The following is a 15,646-nucleotide window of genomic DNA, read 5'->3' as shown; positions in this document are numbered from 1 at the left end:
AAATGAGCGTGCGGATGCGTGGAAAACAGGCCCGAACCCGGCCCGACCCGTGGCGGCTGATCGACAGCCGATGCGCCGTGCATGCGCGGCGCAGGGCAGGCCAGGCAATTCGACAAGTTCCTGGCGCGCCATCAGGCGAAGGTGTCGACCATCCCCAGCCGTCCACCCTGGACCGGGGCCTTGGCCGCCAGGCGTTCGTTGGCGTCGGACGCGCTGCCATTGGCCAGGCCGGCAACGCCGCCCGTGCCGCCGCCGCCGGCCATGGCACGCCCGCCCTGATCCTGGTCCTGGCGCTGTTCCGGCATGCCGGCGTTGACGCTGGCGTTGCCCAGCGAAATGCCGCTGTCATCCATCATTTCGCGCAGTTTTGGCATGGCATTTTCCAGCGCCTGGCGCACTTCCAGCTCACCCGACGAGAAGGTCACGCTGGCGTTGTCGCCGCTGATGTTGAGCACCACCTGGACCGGACCCAGGTCGGGCGGGTTCAGGGTCAGGGTGGCGCTTTGCTCCTTGCCGGCCACCATCCAGACGATTTTCTGGCCGACCTGGTTGTCCCAGGCCGGGGTACCGACCCGCGCCGACAGCTTGTCGGTGCCGGCATTGGCCGCCTGCGCCAGGCCGGCGGCGGCTTGCTGCAGCGGCGCGCCCACCGGCGTCGGCGCGATCGCCGCGGTGTCGATGGCGACGGCCTCGGGCAGCTCGCGGGCGGCGGGAGCGATGCGCGCCGCCTCGGTCTGCAGGAGCGCCGTTTGCAGCGCCGGCGCGGCGCCTTGTGTTTGTGTGGTATCGGCGGCGGCGCTGGCGCCGGCCGCGCGCGGCATGGCGCCTTCCAGCATGGCGCGCAGCTCGACCGGCGCGGGGGCATCGGCCGCCATCGTCAGTGCCGCTTCGCTTGGCAGACTCAGCGCGCCGACAGCGGGCGGGGTAGGGGCGCCATCGATGGTCGGGAAGCGCCCGGCCGCCGCCATGGCCGGCGCGCTGAAGGCGGCCAGCGCGGCATCAGCCGCCAGGCCCGGTTCGGCGGCGCCGGCCGTGGTGGCGCCACGGGTTGCGGCCAGGGTGCTCCAGGCCGGATCGGTGGCGACCGGCGCGCCCGCCGCTTGCGCCGGCTGGGTCAGGCTGGCGACCAGGGCCAGCATGTCGGCCAGCGGCAGTTCGGCGCGCGCCGCGGCTGCGGCGGCGCTGTCGGCGGCAGCCGCGGCGGCGGCCGCGCTATCGTCGGTCGCCGGGCTGTTGCCGCTCTCGCCGGACTGGGTATTGCTGGCATTGCCGACGGCCGGGGCGGTGGGCTGGGCCGGCGCCGTGTCCTGGGCGGGCGGGCTGGCCTGCTCCGCTTTGGCGCCTTGTTGCGGACGCGGGGCCGGGGCTTTTTCGGCCGGGCGCGGCGCGGGGGCCTTGGCGGCGGCGCCCGCTGGCGGCGGCTGGGTCATGGTCTGGCGCTGCGCGATTTCGCGCGACAAGGTCTGGCCGAATTGCACCGCCGGGGCCGCGGATGCGGCGGCGGCATTGCTGCGCGCCGGCGCCGGCGTGGCATTCAGGGAAGCGAGTTGCGGCAAAAGGGGAGGCGTGGACATGGCGGGCGATCGGTTGGTTATGACAGGGTGCATCAACGTTTGTAATAAGCCTGGCGGGCGGCGTGTTCATCCATCTGTTTCTGGTCGCGCTTGTTTTCCAGGCGCAGTGCTTCGGTCGCCGCGCGCTCGTTCAGGGTGCGGTAGGACACCCGTTTGCGCTCGCTCGCCTGCCATAAGCCCTTTTCCACCGCGCTGCGCTGGTGCGCATGCTTGACGATCTCGCGCTGGCCCAGGATGGCGTGCTCCAGCTTGCCCATGAAGGCAATGAAATTGGCGTACGCCATCGGCGTCATGCCGGCGCGCTGGGCCGAATCCAGCTTTTGCGCGTAATCCTCCAGATAGCCCAGCAGCATCTGCAACTTTTGTTCGGTCTCTTCGGCCGCCTTGATCGCCACCCCCAGCCGCTTGGCGGCATCATCGGTGTCGCGCTGGGCCAGTTCGAGCAGGGTATCGAGGACGGTTTGTTTTGCCATAATGCATCATTATAGGCAGCTTGACTCCGATCCCATCACGAGAATAGAGCGGTTAATTCGGCCAAGCTCTGCGGCATGCCGACGTTTTCCGTGATTTCCTGGCACAGGAACGCTTCGATCTTGTCGTTCAGGGCGATGGCCTGGTCGAGCACCGGGTCGCTGCCGTGGGCGTAGGCGCCGACCGTGATCAGGTCGCGCGAGCGCTCGAAGCGCGAATACAGTTGCTTGAGGCGGCGCGCCGCGTGCTGGTGGGCGGTGCTGGTGATCGTGTGCATGGCGCGGCTGATCGACTGTTCGATATCGATGGCCGGATAGTGGCCGGCCTCGGCCAGGCGCCGGTTGAGCACGAAGTGGCCGTCCAGGATCGCGCGTGCCGAGTCGGCGATCGGGTCTTGCTGGTCGTCGCCCTCGGTGAGCACGGTGTAAAACGCCGTGATCGAGCCGCCGCCGACGAGGCCGTTGCCGGCCCGTTCCACCAGCACCGGCAGCTTGGCGAACACCGACGGCGGATAGCCCTTGGTGGCGGGCGGCTCGCCGATGGCCAGGGCGATTTCGCGCTGCGCCATGGCGTAGCGGGTCAGCGAATCCATGATCATGAGCACGTTCTTGCCCTGGTCGCGGAAATGTTCGGCGATCGCCGTGGTGTACGCCGCGCCTTGCAGGCGCATCAGCGGCGGGGTGTCGGCCGGCGCCGCCACCACGGCCGCGCGCGCCAGGCCTTCGGGCCCGAGGATGTGTTCGATGAATTCCTTGACCTCGCGGCCGCGTTCGCCGATCAGGCCGACCACCACCACGTCGGCCTTGGTAAAGCGCGCCATCATTCCCAGCAGCACCGATTTACCGACCCCGGAACCGGCGAACAAGCCCAGGCGCTGGCCGCGGCCCACCGTCAGCATGGCGTTGATGGCGCGGATGCCGACGTCGAGCGTTTCCACGATGGGAGCGCGGTCGAGCGGATTGGCGGGGCGCACGTTGATCGGGCCGCTGTCGTCGGTGAGCAGGGGACCGAGGCCGTCGAGCGGGCGTCCGGCCCCGTCCACCACCCGGCCCAGCAGGCCCATGCCGACCGGCAAGTGGCGCGCGCGGTCGCTCGGACGGCGCCGTGGATGGGCTACCGAGCCCGGACGCGGCAAGGTCGCCTCGACCGGCAGCACCTTGGTGCCCGGCACGATGCCTTCGACATCGCTTTGCGGCATCAGGAACAGGCGGTCGCCGTCAAAGCCGACCACTTCCGCTTCAACCCGGGCGCCGCTCGGCATCGGGATGGTGCAGGCGCTGCCGACGGCCAGCTTGAGGCCCACGCATTCCATGACCAGGCCGGCCACGCGCGTGATGCGGCCCGACACCAGCTGCGGCTCGACGAAGCCGACCAGGGTGCCGCAGTCGCGCAGGTAGGACGACCAGCGGCTGGTGTGGCGGTCCAGCTCGGGCTTGGGGCGGCTCATCGTTCCAGCCACTCGACGTCGTTCTTGCCGAGCGCGTTGGCCAGGCGCTGCCAGCGCACCTCGACCTGGGCATCGATCTGGTTGCTGGCGGTATCGATCTTGCAGCCGCCGCGCTGGATGTTGGCGTCGTCGGCCACCCTCCAGCCGCCCTTGTCGAGTTCGTCGCTGATCGTGTCGCGCACCAGGCGCGCATCGTCCGGGTGCAGCATCAGCACGGCTGGCTGCTGCAGCACCGGCAGGTAAGAGATGGCGTCGCGGATGACCGGGATGATCAGCTCGGGCTTGACCGCGAGCGCGGTGCGCAGCATGTTCCTGGCCAGGTGCAGGGTCAGTTCCAGCATATCGTTGGCGATGTGTTCGTCGGCCTGGGTGAGCGCCTGCGCGAAGGTGGCGGCGATCGATTGCAGGTTGGCGATTTCGGCCGCGCTTTCCTCGCGCCCGAGCGCGTGCGCGTCGGCGTAGCCGGCCGCGTGGCCCGCATCAAAGCCTTCCAGGCGCGCCTGTTCGCGGATGGCGGCCAGTTCGTCCTCGCTCGGCCAGTGGGGCGCGGGCGGTTCGTCCGGCAGCGCTTCCTGCTGCGGCGCGATGTCGAGATGGACCGGTTCCGGCTCCGGAACGCGGTCGAAGGAATTCATTTCCCAGCGCTGGTAGGCGGTTTGCAGTTCTTTCGGAAGAGTAGCCATCAGACGAAGGAATCCTCACCTTTGCCGAGCACGATCTGGCCTTCGTCGGACAGGCGGCGCACGATCTGCAGGATTTGTTTTTGCTGGGTTTCGACTTCGGACAGGCGCACCGGTCCTTTCGATTCTAGGTCTTCGCGCATCATTTCGCCGGCGCGCGCCGACATATTGCGGAAGATTTTCTCGCGCAATTCCTGCGAGGCGCCCTTGAGCGCCATGATCAGCATTTCGGACTGCACTTCGCGCAGCAACAGCTGGATGCCGCGGTCGTCGATGTCGATGACGTTATCGAACACGAACATTTCATCCATGATTTTCTGGGCCATGTCGTTGTCGTAGTTCTTGATATTGTCCATCACCGAACCCTCTTGCTCGCCGCTCATGAAGTTGAGGATTTCGGCCGCCGCGCGTACCCCGCCGAGCGAGGATTTTTTGATGTTTTCATTACCCGACAAGAGCTTGGTGAGCACATCGTTCAGTTCGCGCAGGGCGGCCGGTTGTACGCCGTCGAGAGTGGCGATGCGCAGCACCACGTCGTTGCGCAGGCGGTCGGTGAAGTTGCCGAGGATTTCGCAAGCCTGGTCGCGCTCCAGGTGGACCAGGATGGTGGCGATGATTTGCGGGTGCTCGTTGCGGATCAGTTCCGACACCGACGAAGCGTCCATCCACTTCAGGCTTTCGATGCCGGACGCATCCTTGCCGCCCAGGATGCGCGACAGCAGCACCGAAGCCTTGTCGTCGCCCAGCGCCTTGGTCAGCACCTGGCGGATGTATTCATCCGAATCGAGGCCGACGGTGGAGGTCAGTTCGGTCTGCTCGCGGAAGGATTCGAGCACCGTGACCACCTGCTCGTGCTGGACATTTTTCATCGTGGCCATGGCCGCGCCGAGCTTGAGCACTTCGCGCGGGCCGAGGAAACGCATCACCTCGGCCGCCTCGGACTCGCCGATGGCCAGCATCAGGATGGCTGCCTTCTGGATTCCATTATCATTCATTTGTACCTACCCATGCCTTGATGACGTTTGCGACGATGCGCGGATCTTCCTGCGCCAGTTTCTTGGCCAGCGCCAGGTTGGCCCGGTAGCTGTGGTCCTGCTGCGATTCGGCCTGGGCTTCGGCTTCCTGCTGGGCGGCTTCGGCGCTGGCGGCCTCTTCGGCCTTTTCTTCCGCGGTCGGGACCGGCTCGGGCGGCAATTCGTGGGCCTTGTCGAACTTGGTCAGCACCGGGCGCAGCATCGGGCGCAGCAGGCGGAAGTAGAGGAAGGCAATGACCGCGAACACGAACAGATACTTGGCGACATCCTTGGCCAGCGGCAGGTTGGCCGGATCGCGCCACCAGTCGAGCGTGACGGCCGGGAGGTCCGGCTTGTCCACGCCATCGAAGGCGGCATTGGTGACGTTGAGCGTATCGCCGCGCTCCTTGGAGTAACCCATGGCTTGCTTGACCAGCTCGTTGATCTTGGCCACTAGGTCGGGCGAAAGCGGGGTGACCGTGACCCGGCCGGTCTTGGCATCGACCGAGCGCCGGTGGTTGACCAGCACGCCGACGGTCAGGCGCTTGACCAGGCCCATCGGACGCTGCTCGTAGCGCACGGTCTTGTCGACTTCAAAATTGGTGGTGGTGTCCTTGCGCGTCGGGCCGGTGCTGGCGAGCGGCGCCGTGGCGGGCGCGCCGGTGGCGCTCAGGGGTGCCGTGGCCAGGCCCGGAGGCTGGTTGGAGAGCGCGCCCGGCACGCCGGACGGGTTGGCGGTGCCGGGGCCGTTCGCTTCCGAGGTTTGCTGGCTGCGGATCGATTGCGGCTCCGGCGGCGAGTTCGGCTTGTAGACTTCGGCGGCCGTGTCGACCTGGGCGAAGTCGATGTCGGCGGTCGCTTCGGCGCGCACATTGCCGGGGCCGACCAGCGGCGTGATCAAGGACTCGACCTGCTTGATGATGTTTTTCTGGACCGCTTCCACGTACTTGAGCTGGTTCGGATCGAGCTTGCGCGCATTGCCCGATTTATCGGGATCGGACAGCAGGTTGCCGTTCTGGTCGACCACGGTCACGTTCGAGACGGGCAATTCCGACACGCTCGATGCCAGCAGGTGGACGATGGCGTTGACCTGGGCCTGGTCGATGACCCTGCCGGTTTGTAGATTCAGCAACACCGACGCGGTCGGCTTTTGCTGCTCGCGCACGAACACCGACGGTTTCGGCAGCGCCAGGTGCACGCGCGCCGAGCTGACGGCGGCGATCGATTCGATCGAGCGCGCCAGTTCGCCTTCGAGCGAGCGCTGGTAATTGATTTGTTCGTGGAACTGGGACACGCCCAGTTTCTGGTTTTCCATCAGCTCGAAGCCGACCGTGCCGCCCTTGGGCAAGCCTTGCGCGGCCAGCTTGAGGCGGATGGCGTGCACCTGTTCGTTGGGCACCATGATGGAGGCGCCGCCATCCGAAAACTTGTAAGGCACGGCCATCTGGTCGAGCGAGGCCATGATGGCGCCGCCATCCTTGTCGCTGACATTGGTAAACAAGATGCCGTATTCGGTACGCTGGCTCCACAGCCAGATGCCGAGCATCAAGGCCAGCACCGCCGCGATGCCGCCCCCGCGCAGGAAATTTTTCCCGAGCGGAGACTGCAGGAACGTGGGGGGCGGCGTGTCCTGGGGGATATCGACGAGTTCTTCTGCGGTTGCAGCTGCCATGGTGGGGGTGTCCGACGGGCTAGGCCCAAACTGGTAGGAATTTCCCAAACCTGCGCAAAGGCTGGGGCTCAGACTCCATTATGTGGGGCGGGGCCCCCGCTCAAAGCATCGAACAGAGCGCGCTTTTGGCCCCTGCTCGCGGGGCCGGCGCGCCACCCGGGTGCTATTCTGGCACCCTGACTTCGCTGGTATACATATTGTACTCGCGGGATGGGGCAAGCAAGCGCCCGCCAGTGTGAACAGAGGAAACGACATGAACGTGAACGGAATCGGATCGGACCGGATCGAAGCCATGATGGCCCAGCTCAAGGCGGCGGCGACGCGCCCGGCCGGGGGCGTCGGGCCGGCGGTCAAGGTCACGCCCGAGCCGGATGTCGGCAAGGTCGACTTCGCCGATGCGCTCAAGTCGTCCATCGCCCAGGTCAGCGAAGCCCAGATCAAGGCCGACGGGCAGGGCAAGGCGTTTACCATGGGCGACGACAAGGTGAGTTTGTCGGATGTGATGATTTCGATGCAGAAGGCCAGTATTGGCTTTCAGGCAAGCGTGCAAGTGAGGAACAAGCTGGTGTCGGCGTATCACGAGATCATGAATATGCAGGTGTAAGCGCGGCCGCTGTTTCGTTTCCCCTGCGTTCGCCAGGGACGACAGCCGTATTGTTGAAATTTCTTTCTTGTAATAATTCCGAAAATCACGTTTACTCTTGCCTTTGCGCGGCTCACGGCCGCGAACGCATGATTGCTGATTGATGGATAAGAAAAACGAGACTTTCCCGAATGCGCTGGAAGCGCTGATGCTATTCGTCGCGCTGTACATGGCCGAGTATCTGGTGGGCGCGGCGCTGTACGACGTGCGCGGCGTGTTGGCGATGGAGCCGCGCGACTTGACCGGCATGATCATGGTGCTCGGCAATGGGGTTGTCTTTACCGTGGTGATGCACTACAAAGGCTTGACCTACCGCGAGCTGTTTCACTCGTCGTCGGCCTCCGCAAGCGCCATCGTGCTGGTGGTCTTTCCCGCAGTCGCCCTGACGCTCCCCGTGATCTTCATGTCCCTGTCCATGCTCGATGCGGCGATGCTGATGCAGTTTCCCATGACGTTACAGGAGCAAGCCCTGTTTGCCGGCATGAAGGCCGACAGCGTGGGAATGGTCGTGGCGATCTGCGTTCTGGCCCCGGTGCTGGAAGAAATGCTATTTCGCGGAATCATCTTGCGCAGCTTTCTGGGGCAATATCCGAAATGGGGAGCCATCCTGGCTTCGGCCGGGTTGTTCGGCTTTGCGCACATGAATATCTATCAATATGTCGGCGCCGTGCTCATCGGGATGTTTCTCGGCTGGCTGTATGAGCGCACCAGGTCGCTGCTACCCTGCATCGGGCTCCATGCCGCGTACAACACCGTGTGCGTCACCCAGGCGTTGAGCGACGCAGGCAAGGTGGACCAGGGTTTTCCGACGTTCGCATCCTTGTCATGGCTGACGGCGATTCTGTTGGGGCTAGCGGGGGCGGCCATGTTGTACCGTACATTGCACGCCCCGGCCGCGCAGCGCGGCAGGTGAGCGGGAAGAGCGATTGTTCACTGAAAGGCAATGATGTTTTGGAATATCGATATCGGGCAGGGCGTGGTCGTGTTCGACGACATCTCTTTTCTTCCCGATGCGTTCGATGCGGCGCAGCATGCCGACTATCTCAAGGAAGACCTGCTGCAGATTGTCTACGGCCACGACCTGGTGCTGGACGTCGGCTGGACTCCCTCGTTCGATGAGCATGGCTATTTTTTGCTCATGCTGGTGAGGGATGGCAACTGGGACGAGCCGGTCGAGCGTGCCGAGTTCACGGAGGTGGTTTCGCTCAAACAGCGGATCGCGGGCATTGCCGGCGAACTTGCTAACCGGGTTTGAACGGGAAGTGCCTGCGTCAACCGGTTAAGGCGGCCTTGGGAGGCGAGAACGGCCAGTTCGGCATGAGGCCTGCATCCTGCCACGAGCGGTCATTTGATAGCTACAATGCCAGCCCGTCGAGGCAATTTCGGAGCGAAACCGGCGGGTGGACGTTCCATCCATCCATCCCTTGGTGGGGTATTTTTCGCTTTATCTCTGTTTCCTTTAAATCCTTACATGAGATTTCAAATTGTCCTATCTCGCCATTACCATTCTTCTTGCCGCCGCGTCACTCGTGCTTGACATAGCCGGCGCCATGGGGAAAGCTGTTGAAGCCATGCGAAGCGGCGGCACTGCTAGCGGAACGACGCTTCTTCCAGGTCTGGTATTTTTACCCGTGGTGGGCTGTGGGCTGTCTTGGTTAATTAACCGTGCCTTTCCGGGTTACGGCCCTTGGATTATTGGTTTTCTGGCGGTGGGGGCGATTCTTTTCGGATTCGGCTATTACTTTCGCTGTCGCCACTTATTATTGCTTAATGGATATCGATGGCCGGCACGAGATTAGCGATTTTATCAGCACTGCTCTGCGTGGGCTGTCACAAGCAGGTCGCTACGAGTGATCCATCTGAGCAGTATCCCGAGTCACCGAGAGTGATCGAGGAGAGCGGCGATGGCCGGCAATATGTTGCAGCCTTGGAAACTGCTTTGCGAAGCGCCGACCGTATTGTCGTGAGCGAGCATTCCAATGTGGACGACGTCTTGGATCCCGACACCCAGCCCCAGCGCCCTGTCGGGTATACACCAACGATCTATATCTCGCATGAGCTCAGTGCTATTGAGCGGAAAAACTTCCTTACGGCGATTAGAAAGATGCCAGCCGCCACTCAGAACGGTGAGCCTGCTTGCGTTTTCGAACCTCACCATACCATTGCATTTTATCAAGGAAAAGTGCTAACGAGCACAATGCGGATTTGCTTCCAGTGCGGTCAGGTCGAGTGGAACGGGACTACCAAAATGCGACCATCGTCTTTGGTCCCTACCATTGAGACCGTGCTCTCGCATTTCGGAATGAAGGCCGAGCGTGATTGGCCAGCGCTGGCCAAGGTGTCGCCCAAGTAGAATCCCTTTCCCGTTCCGGTAAGCATATTGCTCCCGTTTGGTGCCGGCCGGGCTGTTCGGCTTTGCGCACATGAATATGTATCAATATGTCGACGCCGTGCTCATCGGGATGTTTCTCGGCTGGCTGTACGAGCGCACCAGGTCGCGCCAAGCCTTGTATCGCACGGCTTGCAGCCTACGACACCCATCGGTGATCGGATAGGCCGCGCGCTCCCACCCTCAGGGCAAGCATTAAATTTCCGGGAATTGAGAACTTTTTCTTGATGCATGCCACTCAGGAAGGGGGCGCCACTGACAAAGCGGCTGCTGATTTTTCCAGCAAACGAAAGGAACATCCATGGCAGGTAGAGTCCCGATAAATAAGATCAGCATTTTTGTCGGCGGCGTCGTGCTTGACCGAGTAGCGGATAAGATGAAGCCGAAGGAGCCATTGCCGCCACCGCATTCTGACGCGCCGACGAAGCCGCCTTTTCGGGTCGCACAGGCGGGCACTGGCAATGAGCGCTTGCAACGGGTGACCATCGCTATTCACCGCGACAGCAGCCGCAACCCGGTAGCCGAGGGCGTCGAACGCAAATTTGAGCAAATGAAAAAGGTGGTCAAAAACACCGTGGATGTTGCCAAGGATGCCAATGCGATTACACAAGAAGAGATGCATGCGATCGCCGACCGGGTTAGGAAAGACGTGCAAATTGCTTCAGGCACTGTCAAGGTGATTGGCGGAGTGGAAGAATTGACGGCGGCGGATAAACGCAGCTTGGGTGTGGCTGTCATGAAGGACGTCGCGAACAAGTTTGATCCAACCAAGCCTGTCGAATCGATGAAAAGAGCCACTGACGCGGCGTACGCAATCGCTACCACGGGCAACGAGGCAGTCGAGGAGCTCATGTTGGAATTGCGGAACCGGGGGCGGAGCGAGGCCGAGGTTGCGGTGGCTGGTAGCGTGGCCGTCAGTGTGCTTGCGGCCGGCATCGGCTTCGTGCCCGGTCTTCCAGCCAAGGGCGTTCGCATTGCGCTACAGACCTTGAATGTTGCGGCCAGCGGCAGCCAGGCGTCGGAAACAATACGGACGCTTGGTGGCTCGGCGGACGGCAATGCCAGCGCCACACGTCAGGAAGTTAACAGAATATTGGGGTCGAAAGGCACGCTGGCTTTGAAAGACGGCTGGTCAGATTGAGAGCGCCGCGGCACGATCACGACATCGCGGGAAGCCCGGCAATCCGGTCAACGCCGAGGCCGTGCCAGTTAGCGGCGTTTGCAAGATACAAACTTGAATAAGTCAATGAGGCTGGCGCAAGCGCCAGCCTGTCCCGCCGTCAGTTTCCGCACCCTTCCAGCGCTGGCTCGCCGCAGGCGATCATGCGCCGCACCGCCTCGTTGCGCGGGTAATCCGTGTGTGCGCTGGTCGGCAGTTCAATCAGCCCGAAGTAGGTGGGCGCGTTCGACACCACCACATCGATGATCGGATACGTCGCGCGCGCGCCGAACGGGCTCTTCACCAGAGTGTACCCGAGCACATCGTTGGGATCGGTGAACGCCACCACGGTCGGCACATCGGTCGGCTTGCCGAGGCCTTGGACGTTGCGCTGCGCGATCAGGGCCTGGATCGGATCGGCCGGAAAGTCGTCCGGCCCCGGCGGCGCCATCGAGCCGTCCAGATCCATTTCGGCCAGCCTGAGCAGCGGCAACTGGTTGGCGCGCATGAACACCAAGGACGTGCGATTGAACACTTGCAGCGCCGCCGCCGACTGCTCCGGCGTGCCGGCCAGCTTGAACAGGGCGTCGAAGGTCACTTTGCTGTCCAGGCTATCGGTGATGAGCACCAGCGGGATGGGCGCCGGCGGCACCTCGCCGCCGGCCGGCACCAGCGGCCGGCCGCTGCCGCCACCCGCTCCCACCGACTGCAGGATGGCCGCCTGCATGCGCTGGCTGATCGCCTGGCGCGACTTGCCCTGGTAAATCACGGCGTCGGCCAGGCAATCGTCGAGCAGCTTGTCCTTCAAGGTCCGGTTGAAGGTGGCGCGCTTGTAGGGATAGGCGTTGGCGGCCTGGTCCGACGGGCAAAAGCCTGACTTGTTGCTCTGGTCATAGCACAGCCCGGCCTTGAGCGGCGTGGTCAGGGGCGACCACAGGATCGCGTTGACATTGAGCGCGCCGGCCGCCAGCGGCAAGCTCTGGCGGTACACCACGATGCCGGTATCGGCCACCGTGGTCGCGGACAGCGCCACCTGGGCCGAATCGCCGCCCAGGCTGGTGTACAGCTGGGTCACCGATTCCGTGGCCCAACTCTCGTCCTGGGTGCAGATGCCGTGCACCAGCAGCACGTCGAGCGCGCGTTCCGGGGTGAGCAGCTTGGCCACGCCGGCGAAGGTTGGCAGGGTGGCCGGCGTCGAATCCAGCACGGGCGTGCGGTAGGGGGTGGAACAGGCGACCAGTAGCCCCAAGGTCGCTGACAGCCCGAGTGTACGTTTCATCATCATTCTCCGAAAAGTGCGCGGTGAACTTGAAACATACCCCTTCGGGCTGAGCCATGCCGGGCTATCGGCACGCTCTTGGCCTGCGCTCAATTGCGCTGCTGCCGTCCGGATAGTTTGCCTGACCGAAGGAATTGACTCAGCGAATAAATTGACTTAGCGAACCAACCGGATCAGCCCAGGCCGGCCAGGCGCGCATTCCGTTCGCGCTCGAGCTTGGTGATGTACTTTTGCACGCTGGCAAGGCCGCCGCGCGAAATATCCACAAAAGCGCAGCCGAGGCGGCGGTTGGTCTTGTCGTTGAGCAGGGTCAGGTCGACCGAGTTGCGGATCATCAGGGTGGTCTGGACCGCGCCCACATCAGGCAAATCGATGCGGCATCCCGTGTAGCTCTGGCCGATGGTGGTGCCCAGCACCAGTTTGTTGTCGAGGATGGCGATCCCGCCGCAGCTGATATCGGCCAGCGGAAACACGTGGGTGCCGCCGCCGGCATCCTGCGGCAGGCGGATCACCACCGACACCGGGTTGCTGACCGGCGTGGCCATGCGGTAAAACTCGCGCCGCTGCAGCCGGATCAGGGTCTCGGGGATGGGGATCGTAAACGCCGGCGTGTCTTCGAAGGTGGTGGCGTGCACCTCCTCGGAGGCGAACAGGATGCGGATCTTGTCGAGCGAGGTTTCGAAGGCCATCCGGCCGACATTGGCAAAGCGGCGGTGCTGCTCGGGGTCGGCCGAGCCGTCCAGGGTCAGGGTGTTGTTGTCGGGGTCGACATCGAGGATGGCCGAGACGCACACTTCGGTGCCGCGCCGGATGACCATGCGCACCAGCTGGCGCTTTTCGCCGATGCCGCGCAATAATGCGATGATTTCCTTGCGCGAGGCGACTTCAAAGTCGTGCCAGCTTTCAATATCGGAATCATTGGTTGATTGCATCTTTGTCTGCCGCTTCTTGTGGTCGGTCGATGAAAAGGGCTGCGTCCGGCGGGGCGGGCAGGGGGCCACCTGTCGCTTGTGCGGCTTCAATATGATATAGCCACGCCAGCAGTTCCGCAATCGCCCGATACAGGCCCGGCGGGATCTGGCGGTCCAGGTCCACGCCCATCAGCAGGGCCACCAGCTCTTTCGACTCGTGCACGAACACGCCGGCATCCTTGGCGCGCTCGATGATCTGGGCGGCAATCAAGCCCTTGCCCTTGGCCACCACCTTGGGCGCCGGGTCGCCATTGTTGTAGGCCAGCGCGACCGCCGACTGGGCCCGCTTGGGCAGCGGCTCAGCCATTGCCAGCCTCGGGGGTGCGGATGATCAGCGAGGCCAGCGCCGTGCCGGACACGTCCAGCGCCGAGGTCAGCTCGCCCGCGCGCGCGCGCAAGGCGTCGCCCGTGCCCTGGCTGGCGGTGCGCAACTCGATGTGGACCCGCTCGCCCGTGGTGACGATGTTCGCTTCAATTTCTCCCAGCAGCGGAAAGCGCAGGCGCATGCCGCTCTTCCATACGGGCGCGCTGGGCTCGTCAGTACCGCGTCCGCGCTGCTCCGGCGCATCTTTATGGATTTCCCATTGCAACTCCTGGCCCGGCGCCAGCTGGCCTTGCCAGGTCACGCGCGCCTGTTCCTGGGTCGTCAGTTGCAGGTTGATCAGCTGGGCGCTGGCCAGTTCGGCCGCGGCCGGACGGCTGCCGCCGCCGGGTGTGGCCATGGCTTGCTGCATCTGCGGTTCGCGCTGCAGTTCGCTCAGGGGACGCTTGCCGTCGGCCCATTCGGCCACGTGCGATTCGTAGAACACGCCGCTGCGGCTGATCGTCTGTTCCAGCTTGTGCGCCAGGGCGGCGGTGTCGGGCGCGCCGTGCTTCGGGTCGATCAGGGGCGTGGCGCCGGCGATCGCGGCCGGCTTGCCGGGGTCGGGATGGCCGATGTCGAGTATGCGCGCGAGCAATTGTCCGGTGCTGCTGAGGGTGGCGGGCCGGGTGTTCGCATCGAGCGCGGGCAGGTCGGCGCTGGCGGTCAGGGGCGACTTGCCGAGCAGGGTGGCGGCCAGGCTGGTGGCGCGCCCGGTCAGCTTGGCCGCGCCGGCGCCCTGGCCTTCCTGCGGCTGCGCCAACGCTTGCGCCAGCGCGGGCGCCTGGAGCGGTGCGCGTTCGGGTGTGGCGCCGGTCGGCAGGGGCTGGCCGGCGGCGCCGGGCAAGGGCGCTTGGGCGGGGCCGGGCGGCAAGCCCGGGGCGCTGCCCGGCTGGGTATCGAGGCGGAACTGGGGACGGGGACTGACCGCAATCAGGGTCATCGGCATCTCGGTGCCGGCTTCGGCGCCCTGGGGCAGGCTCATGCGGGCCTGTTCGCCCGCCACCCTGACCAGGAAGCTGCCATCGTTGAATTTCGACAGGACCGCGACCCGCATCGACTGGCCGAGCTGGGTCGACAGCGCGCGCGCGAGCGCATCCTGGCGGCTGTCGCCGACTCCGGGCGCGGGGCGGGCCGGGTCGACCTTGCCGACCGCCGACACCCCCGGGCCGTCCGTGCGCGCGAGCATCGCGAGCGCGACTAGACGCCGCCGTAGGCGTTATTCAGCCGGCGCGAGGCGCCGCTGCTGTTGATCAGTTGCGACAGTTGCGCCATCCACGGGGTGGTCAGGTCGCGGATGGTACGGTCGTACGCCAGCAACTGCTTGATGATGGCCACTTTCTTGACCCGGCTGGCGCCTTCGAGCAGCACTTGCTCGTCATTCGCTTGCAGGGCCGCGACATGCGCGCCGACCCGCTTTTCGAGCAGGCTCAGTTCATCCCACTGGCCGCATTCGGCGGCGCTGACCATTTTGGCCGACAAGGCCAGCATCGCTTCGTAGGTCGACAGCACGTCATCGTTGGTCATGGTCATGGTTCAGGCACTCACAAGGTTGGAAATGCGCACCGGCGCCACGTCGGCGGGAATGGCGGTCGGGGCCGCACCGATGGCGTTCCAGGTTTCGCGCAGTTCGGTCAGCAAACCCTGGATCTCGACCATGATGTCGGTATCGTTCTTCAGGTTCGCGGCGAGCAGGCGCGCGCTCATGTATTCGTACAGCGAATCGAGGTTTTCCGCGATCTGGCCCCCGGCTTTCTTGTCGAGGCTGGCGCGCAAGCCATTGTCGATGATCTGGATGGCTTTCGAGATCGCCTTGCCTTTTTCCGGGATATTGCCCGACCTCATGTGCATCAGGCCGCTGAGTACCGCCACCAGCGCGCCGTCGAACAGCATGACGATCAGCTTGTGCGGGGAGGCCGCCACCACACTGGTTTCCAGGCCGACCTTGGCGTAGCTGCTCGCGCCCCTGTTGGAAGATCCAAACATA

19 protein-coding genes are annotated in these 15,646 nt (G+C 64.3%); 7 read left to right on the top strand and 12 right to left on the bottom strand.

The window, feature by feature from the left end:
- Window positions 1–131: 131 nt before the first annotated feature.
- From IV454_RS00740 to fliF, 6 genes are read right to left on the bottom strand one after another with little or no spacing between them, the layout of a single operon-like run.
- Window positions 132–1,574: a flagellar hook-length control protein FliK gene (locus IV454_RS00740; protein WP_206089761.1), complete on the bottom strand. Its 1,443-nt coding sequence runs from the start codon at window positions 1,572–1,574 to the stop codon at window positions 132–134.
- Between the two features lie 32 nt (window positions 1,575–1,606).
- On the bottom strand, window positions 1,607–2,047 hold the full coding sequence (gene fliJ, locus IV454_RS00735) for a flagellar export protein FliJ (RefSeq protein WP_054264141.1): 441 nt from the start codon (window positions 2,045–2,047) through the stop codon (window positions 1,607–1,609).
- Between the two features lie 35 nt (window positions 2,048–2,082).
- Window positions 2,083–3,492 carry a flagellar protein export ATPase FliI gene (gene fliI / locus IV454_RS00730; RefSeq protein WP_054264140.1) on the bottom strand — a complete coding sequence of 470 codons (1,410 nt, stop codon included), beginning with the start codon at window positions 3,490–3,492 and terminating at the stop codon, window positions 2,083–2,085.
- Window positions 3,489–4,175 carry a flagellar assembly protein FliH gene (locus IV454_RS00725; RefSeq protein WP_206089760.1) on the bottom strand — a complete coding sequence of 229 codons (687 nt, stop codon included), beginning with the start codon at window positions 4,173–4,175 and terminating at the stop codon, window positions 3,489–3,491. The genes fliI and IV454_RS00725 overlap by 4 nt, the downstream gene beginning before the upstream one ends.
- Window positions 4,175–5,167: a flagellar motor switch protein FliG gene (gene fliG / locus IV454_RS00720; protein ID WP_054264138.1), complete on the bottom strand. Its 993-nt coding sequence runs from the start codon at window positions 5,165–5,167 to the stop codon at window positions 4,175–4,177. The genes IV454_RS00725 and fliG overlap by 1 nt, the downstream gene beginning before the upstream one ends.
- On the bottom strand, window positions 5,160–6,857 hold the full coding sequence (gene fliF / locus IV454_RS00715) for a flagellar basal-body MS-ring/collar protein FliF (protein ID WP_206089759.1): 1,698 nt from the start codon (window positions 6,855–6,857) through the stop codon (window positions 5,160–5,162). Before fliF ends, fliG begins: the two co-directional genes overlap by 8 nt.
- A gap of 253 nt (window positions 6,858–7,110) precedes the next feature.
- Between fliF and fliE the strand changes: the two genes are divergently transcribed.
- From fliE to IV454_RS00680, 7 genes are all read left to right on the top strand, one after another.
- The gene (fliE, locus tag IV454_RS00710) at window positions 7,111–7,461 is read left to right on the top strand and encodes a flagellar hook-basal body complex protein FliE (RefSeq protein ID WP_054264136.1); all 351 of its coding nucleotides are present in this window, start codon (window positions 7,111–7,113) and stop codon (window positions 7,459–7,461) included.
- Between the two features lie 142 nt (window positions 7,462–7,603).
- A complete protein-coding gene (locus IV454_RS00705) occupies window positions 7,604–8,413 on the top strand; it encodes a CPBP family intramembrane glutamic endopeptidase (protein ID WP_206089758.1) in 810 nt (269 codons plus the stop codon).
- Window positions 8,414–8,443: 30 nt separating this feature from the next.
- Window positions 8,444–8,755: a hypothetical protein gene (locus IV454_RS00700; RefSeq protein ID WP_206089757.1), complete on the top strand. Its 312-nt coding sequence runs from the start codon at window positions 8,444–8,446 to the stop codon at window positions 8,753–8,755.
- Window positions 8,756–8,984: 229 nt separating this feature from the next.
- A complete protein-coding gene (locus tag IV454_RS00695; RefSeq protein ID WP_206089756.1) occupies window positions 8,985–9,299 on the top strand; it encodes a hypothetical protein in 315 nt (104 codons plus the stop codon).
- Entirely contained in the window at window positions 9,281–9,853 is a 573-nt protein-coding gene (locus IV454_RS00690) for a hypothetical protein (RefSeq protein WP_206089755.1), read from the top strand. Before IV454_RS00695 ends, IV454_RS00690 begins: the two co-directional genes overlap by 19 nt.
- A 40-nt stretch (window positions 9,854–9,893) precedes the next feature.
- On the top strand, window positions 9,894–10,055 hold the full coding sequence (locus IV454_RS00685) for a CPBP family glutamic-type intramembrane protease (RefSeq protein ID WP_370663798.1): 162 nt from the start codon (window positions 9,894–9,896) through the stop codon (window positions 10,053–10,055).
- 135 nt (window positions 10,056–10,190) lie between these two features.
- Window positions 10,191–11,030, top strand: coding sequence for a hypothetical protein (locus IV454_RS00680; RefSeq protein WP_206089753.1), 840 nt, complete (start codon window positions 10,191–10,193; stop codon window positions 11,028–11,030).
- A gap of 139 nt (window positions 11,031–11,169) precedes the next feature.
- Here the strand turns inward: IV454_RS00680 and IV454_RS00675 are convergent, their stop codons facing one another.
- From IV454_RS00675 to fliS, 6 genes are all read right to left on the bottom strand, one after another.
- A complete protein-coding gene (locus tag IV454_RS00675; protein ID WP_206089752.1) occupies window positions 11,170–12,327 on the bottom strand; it encodes a hypothetical protein in 1,158 nt (385 codons plus the stop codon).
- A 173-nt stretch (window positions 12,328–12,500) separates the two neighbouring features.
- Window positions 12,501–13,259 carry a flagellar brake protein gene (locus IV454_RS00670; protein ID WP_206089751.1) on the bottom strand — a complete coding sequence of 253 codons (759 nt, stop codon included), beginning with the start codon at window positions 13,257–13,259 and terminating at the stop codon, window positions 12,501–12,503.
- The gene (locus IV454_RS00665; protein ID WP_206089750.1) at window positions 13,243–13,605 is read right to left on the bottom strand and encodes an EscU/YscU/HrcU family type III secretion system export apparatus switch protein; all 363 of its coding nucleotides are present in this window, start codon (window positions 13,603–13,605) and stop codon (window positions 13,243–13,245) included. Before IV454_RS00665 ends, IV454_RS00670 begins: the two co-directional genes overlap by 17 nt.
- On the bottom strand, window positions 13,598–14,848 hold the full coding sequence (gene fliK, locus IV454_RS00660) for a flagellar hook-length control protein FliK (RefSeq protein WP_206089749.1): 1,251 nt from the start codon (window positions 14,846–14,848) through the stop codon (window positions 13,598–13,600). The genes IV454_RS00665 and fliK overlap by 8 nt, the downstream gene beginning before the upstream one ends.
- Window positions 14,849–14,859: 11 nt before the next feature.
- Entirely contained in the window at window positions 14,860–15,186 is a 327-nt protein-coding gene (locus IV454_RS00655; RefSeq protein WP_206089748.1) for a flagellar protein FliT, read from the bottom strand.
- 9 nt (window positions 15,187–15,195) lie between these two features.
- A complete protein-coding gene (fliS, locus tag IV454_RS00650) occupies window positions 15,196–15,645 on the bottom strand; it encodes a flagellar export chaperone FliS (protein ID WP_206089747.1) in 450 nt (149 codons plus the stop codon).
- Window position 15,646 lies beyond the last annotated feature (1 nt).

The sequence above is a fragment of the Massilia antarctica genome, from assembly GCF_015689335.1.
GTDB classification, from domain to species: domain Bacteria; phylum Pseudomonadota; class Gammaproteobacteria; order Burkholderiales; family Burkholderiaceae_D; genus Telluria_A; species Telluria_A antarctica.
The sequence above is the reverse complement of the archived record's forward strand: the minus strand, read 5'-3'. Positions and strand labels throughout refer to the sequence as shown.